14 protein-coding genes are annotated in these 14,536 nt (G+C 57.1%); 5 read left to right on the top strand and 9 right to left on the bottom strand.

The genetic code is table 11. The annotated features are described in order from the left end of the window. The first annotated feature begins 65 nt into the window (after positions 1-65). Entirely contained in the window at positions 66-1,169 is a 1,104-nt protein-coding gene (locus tag ABD833_RS09405; RefSeq protein WP_345072561.1) for an Mrp/NBP35 family ATP-binding protein, read from the top strand. 184 nt (positions 1,170-1,353) lie between these two features. Continuing rightward, the gene (locus ABD833_RS09400; protein ID WP_345072559.1) at positions 1,354-1,650 is read left to right on the top strand and encodes a NifU family protein; all 297 of its coding nucleotides are present in this window, start codon (positions 1,354-1,356) and stop codon (positions 1,648-1,650) included. 466 nt (positions 1,651-2,116) lie between these two features. Here the strand turns inward: ABD833_RS09400 and ABD833_RS09395 are convergent, their stop codons facing one another. From ABD833_RS09395 to ABD833_RS09380, 4 genes are all read right to left on the bottom strand, one after another. Next, positions 2,117-2,512 carry a hypothetical protein gene (locus tag ABD833_RS09395; RefSeq protein ID WP_345072558.1) on the bottom strand — a complete coding sequence of 132 codons (396 nt, stop codon included), beginning with the start codon at positions 2,510-2,512 and terminating at the stop codon, positions 2,117-2,119. A gap of 294 nt (positions 2,513-2,806) precedes the next feature. After that, entirely contained in the window at positions 2,807-3,604 is a 798-nt protein-coding gene (locus tag ABD833_RS09390) for an SDR family NAD(P)-dependent oxidoreductase (RefSeq protein WP_345072557.1), read from the bottom strand. Between the two features lie 184 nt (positions 3,605-3,788). Then, on the bottom strand, positions 3,789-4,265 hold the full coding sequence (locus tag ABD833_RS09385; protein ID WP_345072556.1) for a GyrI-like domain-containing protein: 477 nt from the start codon (positions 4,263-4,265) through the stop codon (positions 3,789-3,791). A gap of 320 nt (positions 4,266-4,585) precedes the next feature. Further along, positions 4,586-5,377, bottom strand: a complete 792-nt coding sequence (locus tag ABD833_RS09380) for a hypothetical protein (protein ID WP_345072555.1) — start codon at positions 5,375-5,377, stop codon at positions 4,586-4,588. A 253-nt stretch (positions 5,378-5,630) separates the two neighbouring features. Here ABD833_RS09380 and fahA point away from each other — a divergent pair, with 253 nt between their 5' ends. After that, entirely contained in the window at positions 5,631-6,914 is a 1,284-nt protein-coding gene (gene fahA, locus ABD833_RS09375) for a fumarylacetoacetase (RefSeq protein ID WP_345072553.1), read from the top strand. Positions 6,915-6,983: 69 nt separating this feature from the next. On the opposite strand, the gene ABD833_RS09370 is transcribed toward fahA, so the two are convergent. Together ABD833_RS09370 and ABD833_RS09365 are read right to left on the bottom strand one after the other, a co-directional pair. Then, a complete protein-coding gene (locus tag ABD833_RS09370; protein ID WP_345072551.1) occupies positions 6,984-7,172 on the bottom strand; it encodes a hypothetical protein in 189 nt (62 codons plus the stop codon). A gap of 117 nt (positions 7,173-7,289) precedes the next feature. Then, a complete protein-coding gene (locus tag ABD833_RS09365) occupies positions 7,290-8,885 on the bottom strand; it encodes a glycerol-3-phosphate dehydrogenase/oxidase (protein WP_345072550.1) in 1,596 nt (531 codons plus the stop codon). Between the two features lie 237 nt (positions 8,886-9,122). On the opposite strand from ABD833_RS09365, the gene ABD833_RS09360 reads away from it, so the two are divergent. Together ABD833_RS09360 and ABD833_RS09355 are read left to right on the top strand one after the other, a co-directional pair. Further along, positions 9,123-10,277 carry a zinc-dependent alcohol dehydrogenase gene (locus tag ABD833_RS09360; RefSeq protein WP_345072549.1) on the top strand — a complete coding sequence of 385 codons (1,155 nt, stop codon included), beginning with the start codon at positions 9,123-9,125 and terminating at the stop codon, positions 10,275-10,277. Between the two features lie 12 nt (positions 10,278-10,289). Then, complete coding sequence (locus tag ABD833_RS09355) at positions 10,290-10,859, top strand: hypothetical protein (protein ID WP_345072548.1); 570 nt, start codon at positions 10,290-10,292, stop codon at positions 10,857-10,859. 289 nt (positions 10,860-11,148) lie between these two features. On the opposite strand, the gene ABD833_RS09350 is transcribed toward ABD833_RS09355, so the two are convergent. The 3 genes from ABD833_RS09350 to ABD833_RS09340 all read right to left on the bottom strand — a co-directional run bounded on the left by ABD833_RS09350 (position 11,149) and on the right by ABD833_RS09340 (position 14,472). Continuing rightward, on the bottom strand, positions 11,149-13,269 hold the full coding sequence (locus ABD833_RS09350) for a T9SS type A sorting domain-containing protein (protein WP_345072547.1): 2,121 nt from the start codon (positions 13,267-13,269) through the stop codon (positions 11,149-11,151). Positions 13,270-13,300: 31 nt separating this feature from the next. Beyond that, positions 13,301-14,062, bottom strand: a complete 762-nt coding sequence (locus tag ABD833_RS09345) for a hypothetical protein (protein WP_345072546.1) — start codon at positions 14,060-14,062, stop codon at positions 13,301-13,303. Positions 14,063-14,319: 257 nt separating this feature from the next. After that, positions 14,320-14,472: a hypothetical protein gene (locus tag ABD833_RS09340; protein WP_345072544.1), complete on the bottom strand. Its 153-nt coding sequence runs from the start codon at positions 14,470-14,472 to the stop codon at positions 14,320-14,322. Between the last annotated feature and the right edge of the window lie 64 nt (positions 14,473-14,536).

The following is a 14,536-nucleotide window of genomic DNA, read 5'->3' as shown; positions in this document are numbered from 1 at the left end:
CCCGGATCTAACCTTGGCCCGCATTTCCGGGTTATCTTTGCTCTCTGCACTTTGATTTCCATCCTATGGCCATTACCAAAGAAGACGTTCTCAAGGCCCTGAGCTACGTGGAAGAGCCCGACCTGGGCAAGGACCTCGTCACGCTCAACATGATTGAGGACGTGCACATCGACGGCAAAACCGTGTCGTTTTCCGTTATCCTCACCACTCCCGCCTGCCCGCTCAAGGAGCTGATCCACAACGCCTGCGTGCGCGCCATTCATACCATGGTCGACAAGGACGCGGAGGTGAAGGTGAACCTCACGTCCCGCGTGACTACGGCCCGGGCGGCCAATTCGGCCGTGCTCAGCGGCGTGAAGAACATCATTGCCGTGGCTTCGGGCAAGGGCGGCGTGGGCAAAAGCACCGTCACGGCCAACCTGGCCATTGCCCTGGCCCGCACCGGCGCCAAAGTCGGGCTGATCGACGCGGATATTTCCGGCCCCAGCATGCCGCTGATGTTTGGCGTGGAGAACGAAAAGCCGCACGTATTTCAGACTCCCGAGGGCAAAAACCTGATTCAGCCCATCGTCAAGTTCGACGTGCGCCTGATGAGCATCGGCTTCCTGGCCCCGTCGGATAGCGCCATCGTGTGGCGCGGACCCATGGCCTCGTCGGCGCTGAAGCAGTTCATCACCGAAGTGGAGTGGGGCGACCTGGACTATCTGCTCATCGACATGCCGCCCGGCACCTCCGACATTCACCTCACCCTGGTGCAGACGCTGCCCGTGACGGGGGCCATCATCGTGACCACGCCCCAGAAAGTGGCGTTGGCCGATGCGCAGAAAGGCCTGCAGATGTTCCGCCAGCCCCAGATCAACGTGCCCGTGCTGGGCGTGGTGGAGAACATGGCCTGGTTTACGCCCGCCGAGCTACCCGACAACAAGTACTTCATCTTCGGTGAAGGGGGCGGAAAAGCCCTGGCCGATAAGCACGAGGTGCCGCTGCTGGGCCAGATTCCGCTGGTGCAGAGCATCCGCGAAAACGGCGACCAGGGTACCCCGGCCGTATTGCAGCCCGGCACCCCTACCGGGGAAGTGTTCGCACACCTGGCCGAGGAAGTGGCCCGCCAGATTTCGATCCGCAATGCCGCAGCACCCCGCACCCAGGTAGTGGAAATGAATCGCTGAGTACTGCTGATTCGTTTGATTTCGCTGAGCAGCCTGGGCGACCAAGCTGCCGGCGAACTTCGGGGCCGGCCGATTGGTTGCTTCCTTACCGGCCAAAAGGATTACTTTTACGGGCTGGTTCTTTTGGTCCACCTGATGTCCGCTGGTCAGCGCAATCAGCAAAGCCAGCGTTAATCTGCGATTTATGACAACTCTCCCTGCCGTCGAAAATCACCCGCTGCTGCCCCGCATCGAGCTGGCGCTGGACTCCATCCGGCCCTACCTGGCTGCCGATGGCGGCAACGTGCGGGTGCTGGCCATCACCGACGAGATGGTGCTGCACCTGGAGCTGCTGGGCGCCTGCGGCACCTGCCCCATGTCGCCGATGACGCTCAAGGCCGGCGTGGAGGAATCGGTGAAGAAAGCCGTGCCCGAAATCCGGTCGGTGGTAGCCGTGAACCTGACGCCAATGGAAGAGCAGCCCGCCGGGCAGGTTCGGTGATTCTGGTTTTTGGTTGTTTGTTTTTGGTTTTTGGCTCAGGGCCGGTCGTTGTGGCCGGCCCTTGGTGTTTCCGTTGATTTCCAGTCGGCTACCTCGGTTCGGTGATTCTGGTTTTTGGTTGTTTGCTTTTGGTTTTTGGCTCAGGGCCGGCCGTTGTGGCCGGCCCTTGGTGTTTCCGTTAATTTCCAGTCGGCTACCTCGGTTCGGTGATTCTGGTTTTTGGTTGTTTGTTTTTGGTTTTTGGCTCAGGGCCGGTCGTTGTGGCCGGCCCTTGGTGTTTCCGTTGATTTCCAGTCGGCTACCCCGACTGCGGCCCGGGAGTGAAAATTGCCCACGCCCCGCTCCTGCCGGGTTGCGGCGGCCGCGGGGCGCGGTGGTGGGGCCGGCAGATTGCCGGTTCCGGGTTTGGCGGCTACTTGTTCAGGCCCTTGCGTTCGGGCAGGTTTCGAAGCACTCAGCTTCAAGTTTACACACTCCTGACTTTTAAGGCTTTTATTTCAATGCAAACAAGGCCGCATATTAGTAAAATCTCTCCAACAAAGTAGGTTAAACCTAAAACCGTAAGTTGATTATAAAAATATATCACGAGTCCCAACGTCAAAACACAGTAAGTTAAATTAGCCCCAATAATAGGTTTTAAAAGCTTTGGGGAGTCAGTGCCTGAAAACGCAAAACAAGAAAATGAATAAACAGCGAAAATCAATGCTAATATTGAAAGCAGTGTAAGTGCCTTTCGAGGCATTCCAAAATATTCATTGAAAGTCTTAAGAACTTCCGTCAAAATAACAGCCGTTAAAACAGCGCCCAGCCCATCAAGTAAGAAAACAGTTTTTGGTTTCAAGTTCAGGGTTTTATAATTCATTTTACGTATTTCATCGTTTAGTATTGAGTACCGTATATTACACTTTCCGCTAACGGTTTCGGGCTTTGCGTTGGTGGGTATTTTAAAATCGTCAGCCCGTAACCGAAGCTAAATTCATAAATAAAAGTTCATTGCTTATACCCTTGCTCAATGTTATTCGTCTACTGGAACTGAAGCTGATTACTGAACAAAACCCGAGAATGTATTCGTCGCCCCGCCATATTGCCAAACCGCCTGTTGTGCGTTCCTATTTCCTTTTTCGTTGGTTAAAGTCAGATTACGACCTGTCTTTTTTTATTCTGGTTTTGGACCTTTTGAAACAATCGTTCTCACCAAGCCGGGAAACCACCGCTGCAACCAAACAAAAACTCTCCCGTGGGTTGTGAAAACATAATTTCTTCTTCGCTTTATTATGGCCTTCACCATAACTTTCGCAGCTTTATCCGTTGGCCACATTAAATTTGATGGACGTGGATCTGGACGTTCAGGATGCCAAACGCCTTCATTATCAATTCTGGCAATCTCCGACACAACAAATCCAGGATGTATGGTAGTACAACTCACACCGGTACCCTTTAATTCAACCTGCAATGTCAGACCAATTGAATGTACAGCAGCTTTTGAAGCACCATAGGCTCCGACATTAGGGTTAGGAAGATAAGCTCCTACACTGCCCACTAAACCAATGCGACCCTGGTTTTGCTTCAAATGTGGCAGGGCATATTTTACCGTCAAGGCTAACCCGGTGACATTACCTTGTAATTGCCTGTTCCAATCTTTTGCAGTCAACTTATCTATACTCCCAAAAACACCAAACCCAGCATTGGCCACAGCAATATCTAAACGTCCCCAAGTGGTTATGATACTTTGCACAGCATTTTCTATTGATTTTTCTTCCATAATATCAACTGGAACTACCAATGTTTCTCCACCCGAATTCTTAATTTCAAGTGCAATATCCTCTAATAATTCTTTACGTCTAGCAGAAAGCACCACTTTATACCCTAATCTTGCCCACTCAAAGGCCATAGCTTTGCCAATACCAGACGAAGCACCTGTTATCCAAACAACGTTTTCTTTTGTATTTGTCATTGCAATTTTTATTTAGTTTACCTTTTCAATTTTTAAGCTGACGCACAACGGTTTGTAGCTACCCGAAGGGCGGGATTTTTAACACTAAACTCCATTCGGAGAACTGAACTTTCAGCTTGCACAAATGTGTCTGCGAAGCACGAAACCCCGCCTTTTGGGTAGGTGCTGTTAGCGGCTGGTGTTATCATTTCGTTTTTATTGGTATCCAAATTTCTTCTTCAGATATAGGGTCGTTGTTTTTATACTTGTCGCCCAAAACTTCAAAATGAGGTCTGTTGTCTAAAACGTAGTCTGAGTATGGCAACCAAGTCCCTAAAATATATTGAAAAATTGAATTGTCTGTGTTCAAACCTTTATAGTCAAAAACCGCATAAAGTCCGCCTTGTAAATCAAACGTTTCCATTTCGGACGGCACATTGTCAAAGGTCGAAACTTCAACTGTTGCCCACCTTTCAAATTCGTTAGTCATTTTGAAGTCGGCAAAATGATTGGGCTTGTAAACAACCAACGAAATTAGGTCGTTTGTCAAGTTGTTGGTAATTTCTTTTCGTCTTGGAGAAAAAGTCCGCCATAGCTCCCCAATTTTATAATCAGCAAAACTCATTGTTAGTCGTCTGCCGACTAATTTCTTTTCGTTTAATGTTTGAATTCTCGGTATCATTTTTTTAATTAAAAATATTTTTGTCGTCCTTATTTTGTCTAATGTGTCATTCGGAAATGTGGTCGTTTACACTTGCCGCTAACGGTCGGGTATTGCTGCAGGCAGGGAATTCATTGCTGTGTCCGACCCCAACCGCTGCTGAATAAAGTTATAAAAGTAAAAGATAACAAACAAAAGCCCAAAGATGCTTGTCCTGCTGAAACTGAAGCTGACAGCGAACTGCAACCGAAGATAACAACGTCATGCCCTGCTTGCAGCAATACCTTTGTTGCCTGCAGTTATTTGTCGTCAGTAAGTAAAGGCTTTTTTAAAAATCCTATCTATGTCTTTTTTTTATTTCCGTTTCTTTTTATTGTCACTTTGTAAATTCTGCTTTCCATGCAATTGCCAAAGCTGTCATAACTGTATTCCTCTTCATAAATGGTTTCTTCTCTTTTGAAGTTTTTACTTGTCCAATTAACTAAGTCGCCATTTGTATTATAGGTTTCCCTGTCGTTTGGAAACAAACTGGCTGTTTTAAAACTAATTTTAATTGTGTCAGAAGAAAGAATTCTACCATCATTGGAAACAACAGAATTAACCACTTTATTAATATCATATGAGTATTCCGCAATTTCTTTTCCGAATGAATTTCCAATGCCGTCAAATAGAGACAGTTGTATCGGATGTCCTTTGTCATTACAAACGAGGTCTGATTGGCGAAGAATATTTCCTTTAGCATCTTTGTCAGTTGTACTTGTCAAGAAATGATTGGTGTCATAATTGTAAAAAGCGGTTTCTTTTGAAAAGCCAAATTGATTCCATCTTTCGAAAGTTCTTGTCAGTTTAAGTCTGTTTGTTGTATCGTTTGTATATGTTAACCTTGCTTTAAGAGTTCCAATCTCATCATACCTTTCTTCAACTAACAACATTCCTGCTCCATCAAATGTCTTTACATTTTTGTCAACCTGGGTGCCACTTGTGTTATAGAAAGTGTTTGTCTCAACAATTTTTTTAGGCTTTTTGGTTTTGTATTCTCTTTCCTGATTTAATTGCAAAGCAGAGTAAATATTTTGTGAATTAGCAAGGTTGCTAATAATGGTCGATAAAAAAAAGATTGCTAAGATTCGCATGGTCAAATATAATTGCAGGCAACATCTGTATTGCCGCTACTACCCCTTGCCGGAGTGGCGGGTATCATCCTGCCATTGGCACGATACCCGCCACTCAGCTCCCCGCCGCTATAGCGGCAATCAGCAGCGGAAGATTCGGCTCAAGGTAGATGCTTTGGTGGATTTTGCCTAAACGACGCCCCTATTTAGCTGGACTTCCTTTTCATGTGGCGGGCTATTTTACCTTTGCGCCGTATCCACCCAGCTCTTCCCGATGACCAACCCGAACAACCCCGCGCTCCGCTCCTGGATTGACATTCCCGCCGGCCACGACTTCCCGCTGCAGAACCTGCCCTTCGGCATCTTCGAGACGCCGGAGCGCGGCCCCCGGGTAGGCGTCGCCATCGGCGACTACGTGCTCGACCTGTACGCCGTGAGCCAGTTCGGCTTTTTCGAAGACCTCGACATCCCCACCCAGCCCAAGGTGTTCCGCCGCTCGTCGCTGAATGCCTTTATCCGGCTGGGGCGGCCCACCTGGCGGGCCGTACGCCTGCGCGTGTCGGAGCTACTGCGCCACGACAACATCCTGCTGCGCGACAACGAGGAGGCTATGCACGCCTGCCTGGTGCGCCAGCGCGAGGTGGAAATGCGCCGCCCCGTGAAGCCCGCCAACTACACCGACTTCTATTCCAGCATCGAGCACGCCACCAACGTGGGCACCATGTTCCGCGACCCGGCCAACGCCCTGCTGCCCAACTGGCGCCACATTCCCATCGGCTACCACGGCCGGGCCAGCAGCATCGTGGTGAGCGGCACCGACATCCGCCGGCCCAACGGGCAGCGCAAGGCCCCCGACGACGCCGCGCCCACCTTCGGCCCTTCCCGGCAGCTGGACTTCGAGCTGGAGGTAGCCTTCGTGGGCGGCAAAGCCACCGAGCTGGGCCACCCGGTGCCGCTGCAGCACGCCGAGGAGCATATTTTCGGCCTCGTGCTGTTCAACGACTGGAGCGCCCGCGACATTCAGAGCTGGGAGTACGTGCCGCTGGGGCCGTTTCTGGGCAAGAGCTTCGGCAGCAGCGTGTCGCCCTGGGTGGTCACGCTCGACGCGCTGGAGCCCTTCCGCGTGGCCGGACCGGTGCAGGAACCCGAGCCCCTGCTCTACCTGCGCCAGACCGGGGAGCACAACGTCGACCTCAGCCTCGAAGTCACGATTCAGCCCGCCGACGGCCCCGAAACCACCGTGTGTCGCTCCAACTTTCAGTACATGTACTGGAGCATGGCCCAGCAGCTCACCCACCAGACCAGCAACGGCTGCAACCTGCAGGTGGGCGACCTGTACGCCAGCGGCACCATCAGTGGCCACACCCCCGACTCGTTCGGCTCGATGCTGGAGCTGGCCTGGAAAGGCACCAGACCCCTGCCCCTGGCCGACGGCACGGAGCGCAAATTCATCGAGGACGGCGACACGGTGACCATGCGCGGCTACTGCGAAAAGGACGGTGTGCGCATCGGCTTCGGCGAAGTGCGCGGCACCGTATTGCCGGCCAATCCCCTGTAAAACAGAATTTTATTCTGCGAAAGAAGTCCATTCTGATGACCAGGATGGACTTCTTGGTTTTACGGCGAGCTACTGTTCAGCTGGTGGTTCGTCCCCTGCCGGTGGCGCGGGCGCGGGTGGGGTTTCCTCGTCCAGCAGTTCCAGCTCGTGCAGGGCCGTGGTCGGATCGAACATATGGAGCATTTCCAGAATCGATTCTTCCACGCTTTCCGGCTGGGCTGAAGCGGGTGGCACGGGTAACTCGTCGGGGTTAATCATTGGCTGTGGTGAAGTGCGGGGAAAAACCGGTGCACCGGCGAGTTACGGAAGAAAGCAGCCTTGCGCTCCACGTTGGCAAGGGAAACGGCCAGCGGGTACAGCCCGGCAACACCGTTGCTAGGGCAAGCCATACCCGGCAGCCAGCGCCCGAAACGCCTTAAGCTGCTGCTGCTGCCAGGTTTCACTTAGCCCCAGCTCGGCCGCCAGCAGCCGGGCCACCACGGGAGCGGCGGCCTGAGCGGCCCGGGCATCCAGAAACAGCAGCCGCAGCCGGCGGGCCAGCACGTCTTCCACGGTGCGGGCCATTTCGTGGCGGGCGGCCCAGACCACCTGCGCCTGAATGCCGGAAAAACCCACTATCAGCTCTTCCGCCCAGGCCGGATTTTCGCGCAGCAAATCCCGCACCGCGGCGGCCTCACTCCCGTAGGTGGCCAGCGGATCGGCAGCTTCGGCGGGTTGGGCAGCCGAACCTGTTGGCACAAAACCGTGGATGGGCAGCTCCGCCGTTGAGCAGGGCTGAACGGCCAGCGCGCCGAGCTGGCGGGCGCGGTCCACTACGTCCTCGGCCATCTGGCGGTAGGTGGTCCACTTGCCCCCGGTGATGGTGAGCAGGCCCGACGCCGAGACCAGCAGCTTGTGCCCGCGCGAAATTTCTTTGGTGGCGGCCCCGACCTGCGTGGGCGCGGCCAGGGGGCGCAGGCCGGCCCAGGTACTGAGTACGTCGGCCCGTTGGGGCGGGCGGGCCAGGTAGCGGCCGGCGGTTTCCAGAATAAAGTCGATTTCGGCCGCCAGCGGGCGGGGCTCGGTAGCAGCCTGCGCGACCAGCGTATCGGTAGTGCCCACCACTACCCGGCCCTGCCAGGGCACGGCGAACAGTACGCGGCCATCGGGGGTACTCGGAATCATCAGGGCTTCGGCGCCGGGCAGAAACGCCCGGGGCAGCACCACGTGCACCCCCTGGCTGGGCCGCACCAGGGGCGGCGCGGGCTGGTCGAGGTGCCGTACCGCATCCACAAACACGCCGGTGGCATTCACCACTACTTTGGCCCGCAGCTCGTATTCCCGGCCGGTTTCCGCGTCGCGGACGGTGGCCCCGCCGAGGCGGCCGGCGGCGTCTTTTTGCAGGCCCGTTACGGCCACGTAGTTCAGCACCGTAGCCCCGTGGTCGGCGGCGGTCTGGGCCAGGTTCAGGGCGAGGCGGGCGTCGTCGAACTGACCATCGTAGTAGAGCACCCCGCCGCGCAGCCCCCGGGTTTGCAGGCCGGGCAGGTGCTGCCGGGTTTCGGCCGCGCTCAGGGCCCGGGCCGAGCCCAGACTCAGGCGGCCGGCCAGGGCATCATACAGCTTCAGCCCCAGCAGATACCAGCCCTGCTCCCACCAGTGGTAGCACGGAATCACGAAGGCCTGGCGGCGCACCAGATGCGGGGCGTTGCGCAGCAGGCGGCCCCGCTCCCGCAAGGCCTCGCGCACCAGCCGCACGTTGCCCTGGGCCAGGTAGCGGACTCCGCCGTGCACCAGCTTGGTGCTGCGGCTGCTGGTGGCCTGGGCAAAATCGGCCCGCTCCAGCAGCAGCGTACGGTAGCCCCGGGTGGCGGCGTCCACGGCCACGCCCAGCCCCGTGGCGCCGCCCCCGATGACCAGGATGTCCCACTCGGGCGTCTCGGCCAGACGGGCAAGGTGAGTTGCGCGGCGGAAAAAGCTAGGGCTTTGCATGGGGGAAGGAGTTATCAGCGAATCCGGAGCCTGCCCGGAGCGGATGGCAGGAATCAATACCGGCAATAGCACTGACCAACAGTAATTTACCAGACAGCACAGCTCTTACTGAAACCTTAAAAATATTGAACAGTATGTTTAGACTCACTGCTACGTGCTGCTGCCGGGTCGAAGATACCCGAAGCTACCGGTACTGCCCAGAGTAAACGTCCTACCGCTCCACTAACCACAACCGCTATGCTTGCAATGGAATACCGGGGCCCGAAAAGGGTCCGTGCAGTGCAGAAACCAATGCCGGAAATCAAGCATCCCCAGGATGCCATCGTGAAGGTACTGCGCACCTGCATCTGCGGGTCCGACCTGCACCTCTACAACGGCAACGTGCCCGACACCCGCGTGGGCTCCACCTTCGGCCACGAGTTCGTGGGCGAAATCGTGGAAATCGGCAAGGACGTCACCAAGGTAAAAGTGGGTGACCGGGTAATCGTCCCCTTCAACATTGCCTGCGGCGAGTGTCACTTCTGCCGCCAGGGCATGTTCGGCAACTGCCACGAATCCAACACCCAGTCCACGGCCGTGGGCGCCATTTTTGGCTATTCCCACACGGCCGGCGGCTTCGACGGCGGGCAGGCCGAGTACGCCCGGGTCCCCTACGCCAACGTGGGGCCGACCATCATCCCGCCCGATATGGACCTCGATGATGCCGTGCTGCTCACCGACGTGGTGCCGACCGGCTACCAGGCCGCCGAAATGGCCGGCATTCAGACCGGCGACACGGTGGTCGTGTTCGGGGCGGGTCCCATCGGGATTATGGCCGCCCGCTGCGCCTGGCTGTTCGGGGCCGGCCGCGTTATCCTCATCGACCAGGAAGACTACCGCCTCGACTTCGCCCGCGGCTACTCCTACTGCGAAGCCTACAATTTCCGGGAGATGAACGACCCGGTGGTCTTCATCAAGAAAATAACCGACTGGATGGGAGCCGACTGCGTGATTGACGCGGTAGGGGCCGAGGCCGAGGGCAACGCCTTGCAGACCATCACGGGCCGCAAGCTGCTGCTGCAGGCGGGCTCGGCCACGGCCCTGCACTGGGCCATCAACGCGGTGAAAAAGGGCGGCGTGGTGTCCATTGTGGGGGTATATGGCCCGACGGATAATCTGGTGCCCATCGGCAACATGATGAACAAGGGCCTGACCATGCGCGGCAACCAGACCTCGGTGAAGCGGCTGCTGCCCCGCCTGATTGACCACGTGCAGAACGGCATCCTCAACCCCAAGGGCCTTATCACCCACCGCATTCCGCTGGAAGAAGTGGCCGACGGCTACCGCATGTTCTCCGCCAAGCTGGACAACTGCATCAAGACCGTGATGATTCCCCCTACCGCCAACCAGTAATTGCCGCCGACCATGGAAAACAGCAAAGTAAATACGCCCATCGATCCGAAAAGCATCAAGGGCTGGGGCGTGGACGCCGACCCCAAAAATGACCCTACCTACCCCATGCGGGACCGCATGAACGTGGGCCAGGACCCCGACAGCAAGCACCGCCCCGCTTCGCTGCAGCCCGTCGATGTGGAGCTGCTCAAATCGGTGGAGCGGCCGCAGGTATCGGCCGTATTCGGCACGCCGGAGCCCCCTAAGGGGCTCAGCGGCATGATTCGCCGCTTTGCCTTCGGCTACAGCGAAAACCGCTACCGCCACTGGCTGCCCCTGGTGGTAGCCGACCGCGTGAACGTGGTAGAAGGCTTCGTGGAAGATCTGGCCCACGGCAAAGTGCCGAACCTCTGGGCCGAAAAAGGCTATGACATGGACTGGAAGTACAACCGCTCGGGCCTGATCATGAAACTGGCGGCTGTCACCGCCATCGGGGCGGGTATGGCGGTCTGGCTATCGTCGGGCAAGAAAGCTGCCCGCAAGCAAAAGACTTATGCCAGACATGCCAAAGGCTACATTGACTACAACGATTACAGCAGCTAAAGGACCCGTTGGCTGTGCCCCACAAAAAATCCCGGCTGGTAGCCTACCAGCCGGGATTTTCTGTTGAAGGTGGGACTTACACAAGTGGTTTGTCGAACTAGCCGCAAAGCGGCGACACATTGACAGTAAGATGCGGAAAGGCAACCGGGTGCCGTAAAGCGGCGGAACTCATCGTCGGACAGAAGTGCTGCCGCTTTGCGGCTCGAATAATTCATCGACTACCTAACTACCAACGGGCCGCCACTTTGCGGCTAGCCAACTGCGCAATTCCTGTCTTTGTGCGGGGCAACTACTCCGCAATAACCAGCCGTTCGACCTGCCGGTGCGTGGCCGTTTGCAGGATACAGTGATAGATGCCCGCCCGCAGCCCGGTCAGTGCAACCGTAGTTTCATGGATGCCGACGGGCTGCTCCCGGCTCAGCACCGTGCGCACGGTGCGGCCCAGGTTGTCCTGCACGGTGAGCCGCACCGGCCCGGCCAGCGGAAGCTGATAGCGCAAACGCACGGCACCGGTAGCCGGGTTGGGATAGACCTGCAGGCGTGCCACATCGGGTTGCACGGGCTGCGGAGCCGAAGCGGCCTCGGCTTTGCCCGGACGCGGCAGGGTGATGGCCGCGCGGTAGCGGGTGCCGTTGCACACGGCCGCCACCGTGGCTGGAGTGGCTTGGGGCAGCACACCGCAGGCCGCGACGGGTAAGGTCAGAAAGCCAGTACCGACATCTATGGTGTTGACGGGGTAACGGGCCACGAACAGCACATTCTGCTGGGTGGAAGAGCCGCCGATGGGCCGCAGGTTCAGGATGACCTTCAACGTGAGCTCCCCTTTTTCATGTAGGTTATTGCCGCGGGTGTCGTAGGCCGAACGGTAGTTAAAGATTTGATTTTTGATGCAGATGGCATCAAAGTAGTTGGTGCGAAAAGCCGCAGTCAAGCCGCCATTGCTCTGCACGACTGGCGCTTCTTCCTGGGCAAAGGCGGTGACTGGCCGGGGGCTGGCGGGGCCAACTATCTCCAGCACGAGGGCGGTCTGAAAATCCTGCACCTCCAGCCCGGAAGCCGGGTTGATCACGTACTGTAAGTCTTCGGCCAGCCGATACCGGTAGTTTTGGCGCCAGTAGCCGCCACTCTGAAACCAGGTGTCCTGCATCTGCATTTCCACGGTGGGCCGCTTGAGCAGGCTGAACACGCCCATAGCCTCGTTGTAGTAGGGCATTTTTTCCGGCACCGGGTCAGGCTTGGTGGTGCCGGGATTGTTGAATGAGGAGCTGGTGAACCAGTTGTTGGTGCTGATGGTCCCCGTGGTGGTGGTGCTCATCTCAATGGTCATAGGCTGCATAAGCACTTCCTGAGGCCCGGTGGCGTCCTTGCCGCCGCCCATAAAGTAGTCGAGCATGCTCACCGCCGCCCCCACCCATGGCAGCGCCCCCAGGCCCGCCTTGAGGAAGCCGGCGCTTTTGCTGGCCGCGGCCAAGGCATCCAGGGAAGCTGCTTTCGCCGGAAACTGGCCTTTGAGCTTGCCGCTAAACTTGTTGATGTTGTCGTAAGACTTTCCGCCGGCCCCCAACACAGCATTGGCTTTGCGGATGAAGGGAATACCTCTGTCCATATCGGGCCCGGTGGAGCCACTGGCAGTACCCGTACCCCCGTTTTGCATCGACACGAGGGTGCCGGTGGTTTTGCCAATCAGTTGCACGTCAGCCTGCGTAATCAGGTTAACTCTGATGTCAAGCCGGGAGCCAAACTGGCAAACGCAGGGGTCGTAGTCCATTGGAAAATCGGCGACGAACCAGCGGGAGCGGCTGTTGAGGTAGCGGGTCGCGGAAACGAATTCCGGGTTGGTGAGTGGCTCGGTGTCTTCCAACGCCACGCCCAGGGCACTCATTCGGTTGAGCGTACCGGCTTTATACGGCGCGTCGGGACCAAACTTGAGCTTAATTTCCGCGAATTGAAAATTGTTCTGCGGGTCACCCACGGCCGTAAAAATACGCAACACGCTGGTGCGGCGGTTGTATATAATCAGCAGGGGGTTGGTCGTTTGAGACGGAGCCCCCGAATCCTTATAGCCCAGGTCGCGCCGAATTAGCTCCCACCCGTCGCCGGGCGTATCAACCCGCCCCTGGAAGCGGTCCATCACGGCGTTGCTCGGCTGAAGCCAGGGCAAGTCAAGGTAGGGCTGACTGACCCCGGGAAACGGACTATTGAGCGTGTACATGGTACCCCCGTACAGCAACGGCTGATAGTCGCCGTAGTACCAGTTGAAGGTGTTAAGCTTCCCGCTCGGGTCGGCCGCATTGGCCGGGTCGGTACGGATGCCGACGGGCGGGCAAGGGTAGGTTTGCGCAAGCGCCCGCGCCGGGCCGGCCAGGGCTGCAGCGAGCAGCCCTACCCCGAAAAGGGTAGAAAAACGCATACAACAGGGGAAAAAAAGAGAAAAATAACGGCTAGCGGACCCGCTTGCCGACGAAGACTCTATCGATAATGGTGGGCGAAACCTGCGCGCGATACTCCAGCCGGATGCTGTCCCGGGTAGTCAGGTAGCCCTTATAGACAGGAACACTTGAACATCCCCCGCTGGTAGCTACGATGCCCCGCCAAGTAAGACCAATACGGTCATAAGGGGTACGACACCCTTTTGGAATACCAACCAGATAATTGGTCATCGCGCTTGAATGTTGCCAGTCCGGGCCAGAGTAAATCCGCACGCTGAACGTGTCGGCGGGCGCGTCCAGGTTGGCTCCTTGAAACTTGCCGTAGATGGGGGCCCGCGGGTCGCGCCAGGGCACCAGCGTGAGCATTTTGGTGAGCGTGTCCACCCCGTCGTCTTTGGGAAAGCAGGCCAGGTTGGGCGGGCGCGTGGCGATGAGCCGCACGGGAATGGAGCCCAGCGTTTGGTCGTCGAAGCTCACGCCGATGCGGCGGCCCGTGCGCTCATCGACGGGGCCGATGAGCCACTGGTAGCTGGTGTAGGGGGCGCCGGGGGCCGCAAACGCCATCGGCTGGTCGTTGTAGGCCGTGTCGGGGGTGGGCGTGCCAAACGCCTCCGTGAAGGTCAGCGTGAGCGGGTTGGCCTTTTGCCCTTTGCAGGGGTCAGGCAAGGACTCTTTCTCTTGGTCGCGGCAGGCCGGCAGGCTCAGGGCGGCGGCCAGCAAGGCCACGAGCCGCGCTACCCGGAGGGTGGGGGCGGGTAGGTTGTTCGTCTTCATAGCGGTAGTGAAGAGGGCAGTGGAACAGTAGCTAATGTAGCTCTCTCTCCCATTTACGCAAACTGTTTTATTGTTTTTCTTAAAAAATATAGCACTTACGCAACATGGAGACTTGCGTATTTTAAGGGATGAAAAAACATAATCAGGCCAGCCTTCGCGCCCAAGCGTACGGAGCGAGCCCGACTGCCGCCTCAGGTATCAGCCCAGCCGCAGCAGGACTGCCAGCACCTGCCGGGCCTTGGCCGCAAGCCACTAACTCATGCCGCTACCGCGAACAGGGCCGTCAGCTCTGGTACAGCCTCGCCATGCTCCAGCCGCTCGGTAATGCCCCGCAAGACCAGGGCTAGCGCTTGGAGCAGCGCTACCTCGCGGGTGCTACCATAGGCCAGTACGCCTAGCAATTCCGGCACTTCGGCTAGGGCGTGAGGACAATTAGTGATTTTGGGCGGCAGCTTTGGGCTACTCTACCCCACG

Origin of the sequence: Hymenobacter fastidiosus (assembly GCF_039539565.1) — a bacterium.
GTDB classification, from domain to species: Bacteria; Bacteroidota; Bacteroidia; order Cytophagales; family Hymenobacteraceae; genus Hymenobacter; species Hymenobacter fastidiosus.
Note: the sequence above shows the minus strand (reverse complement) of the source record. Positions and strands in the feature narration are given on the sequence as shown.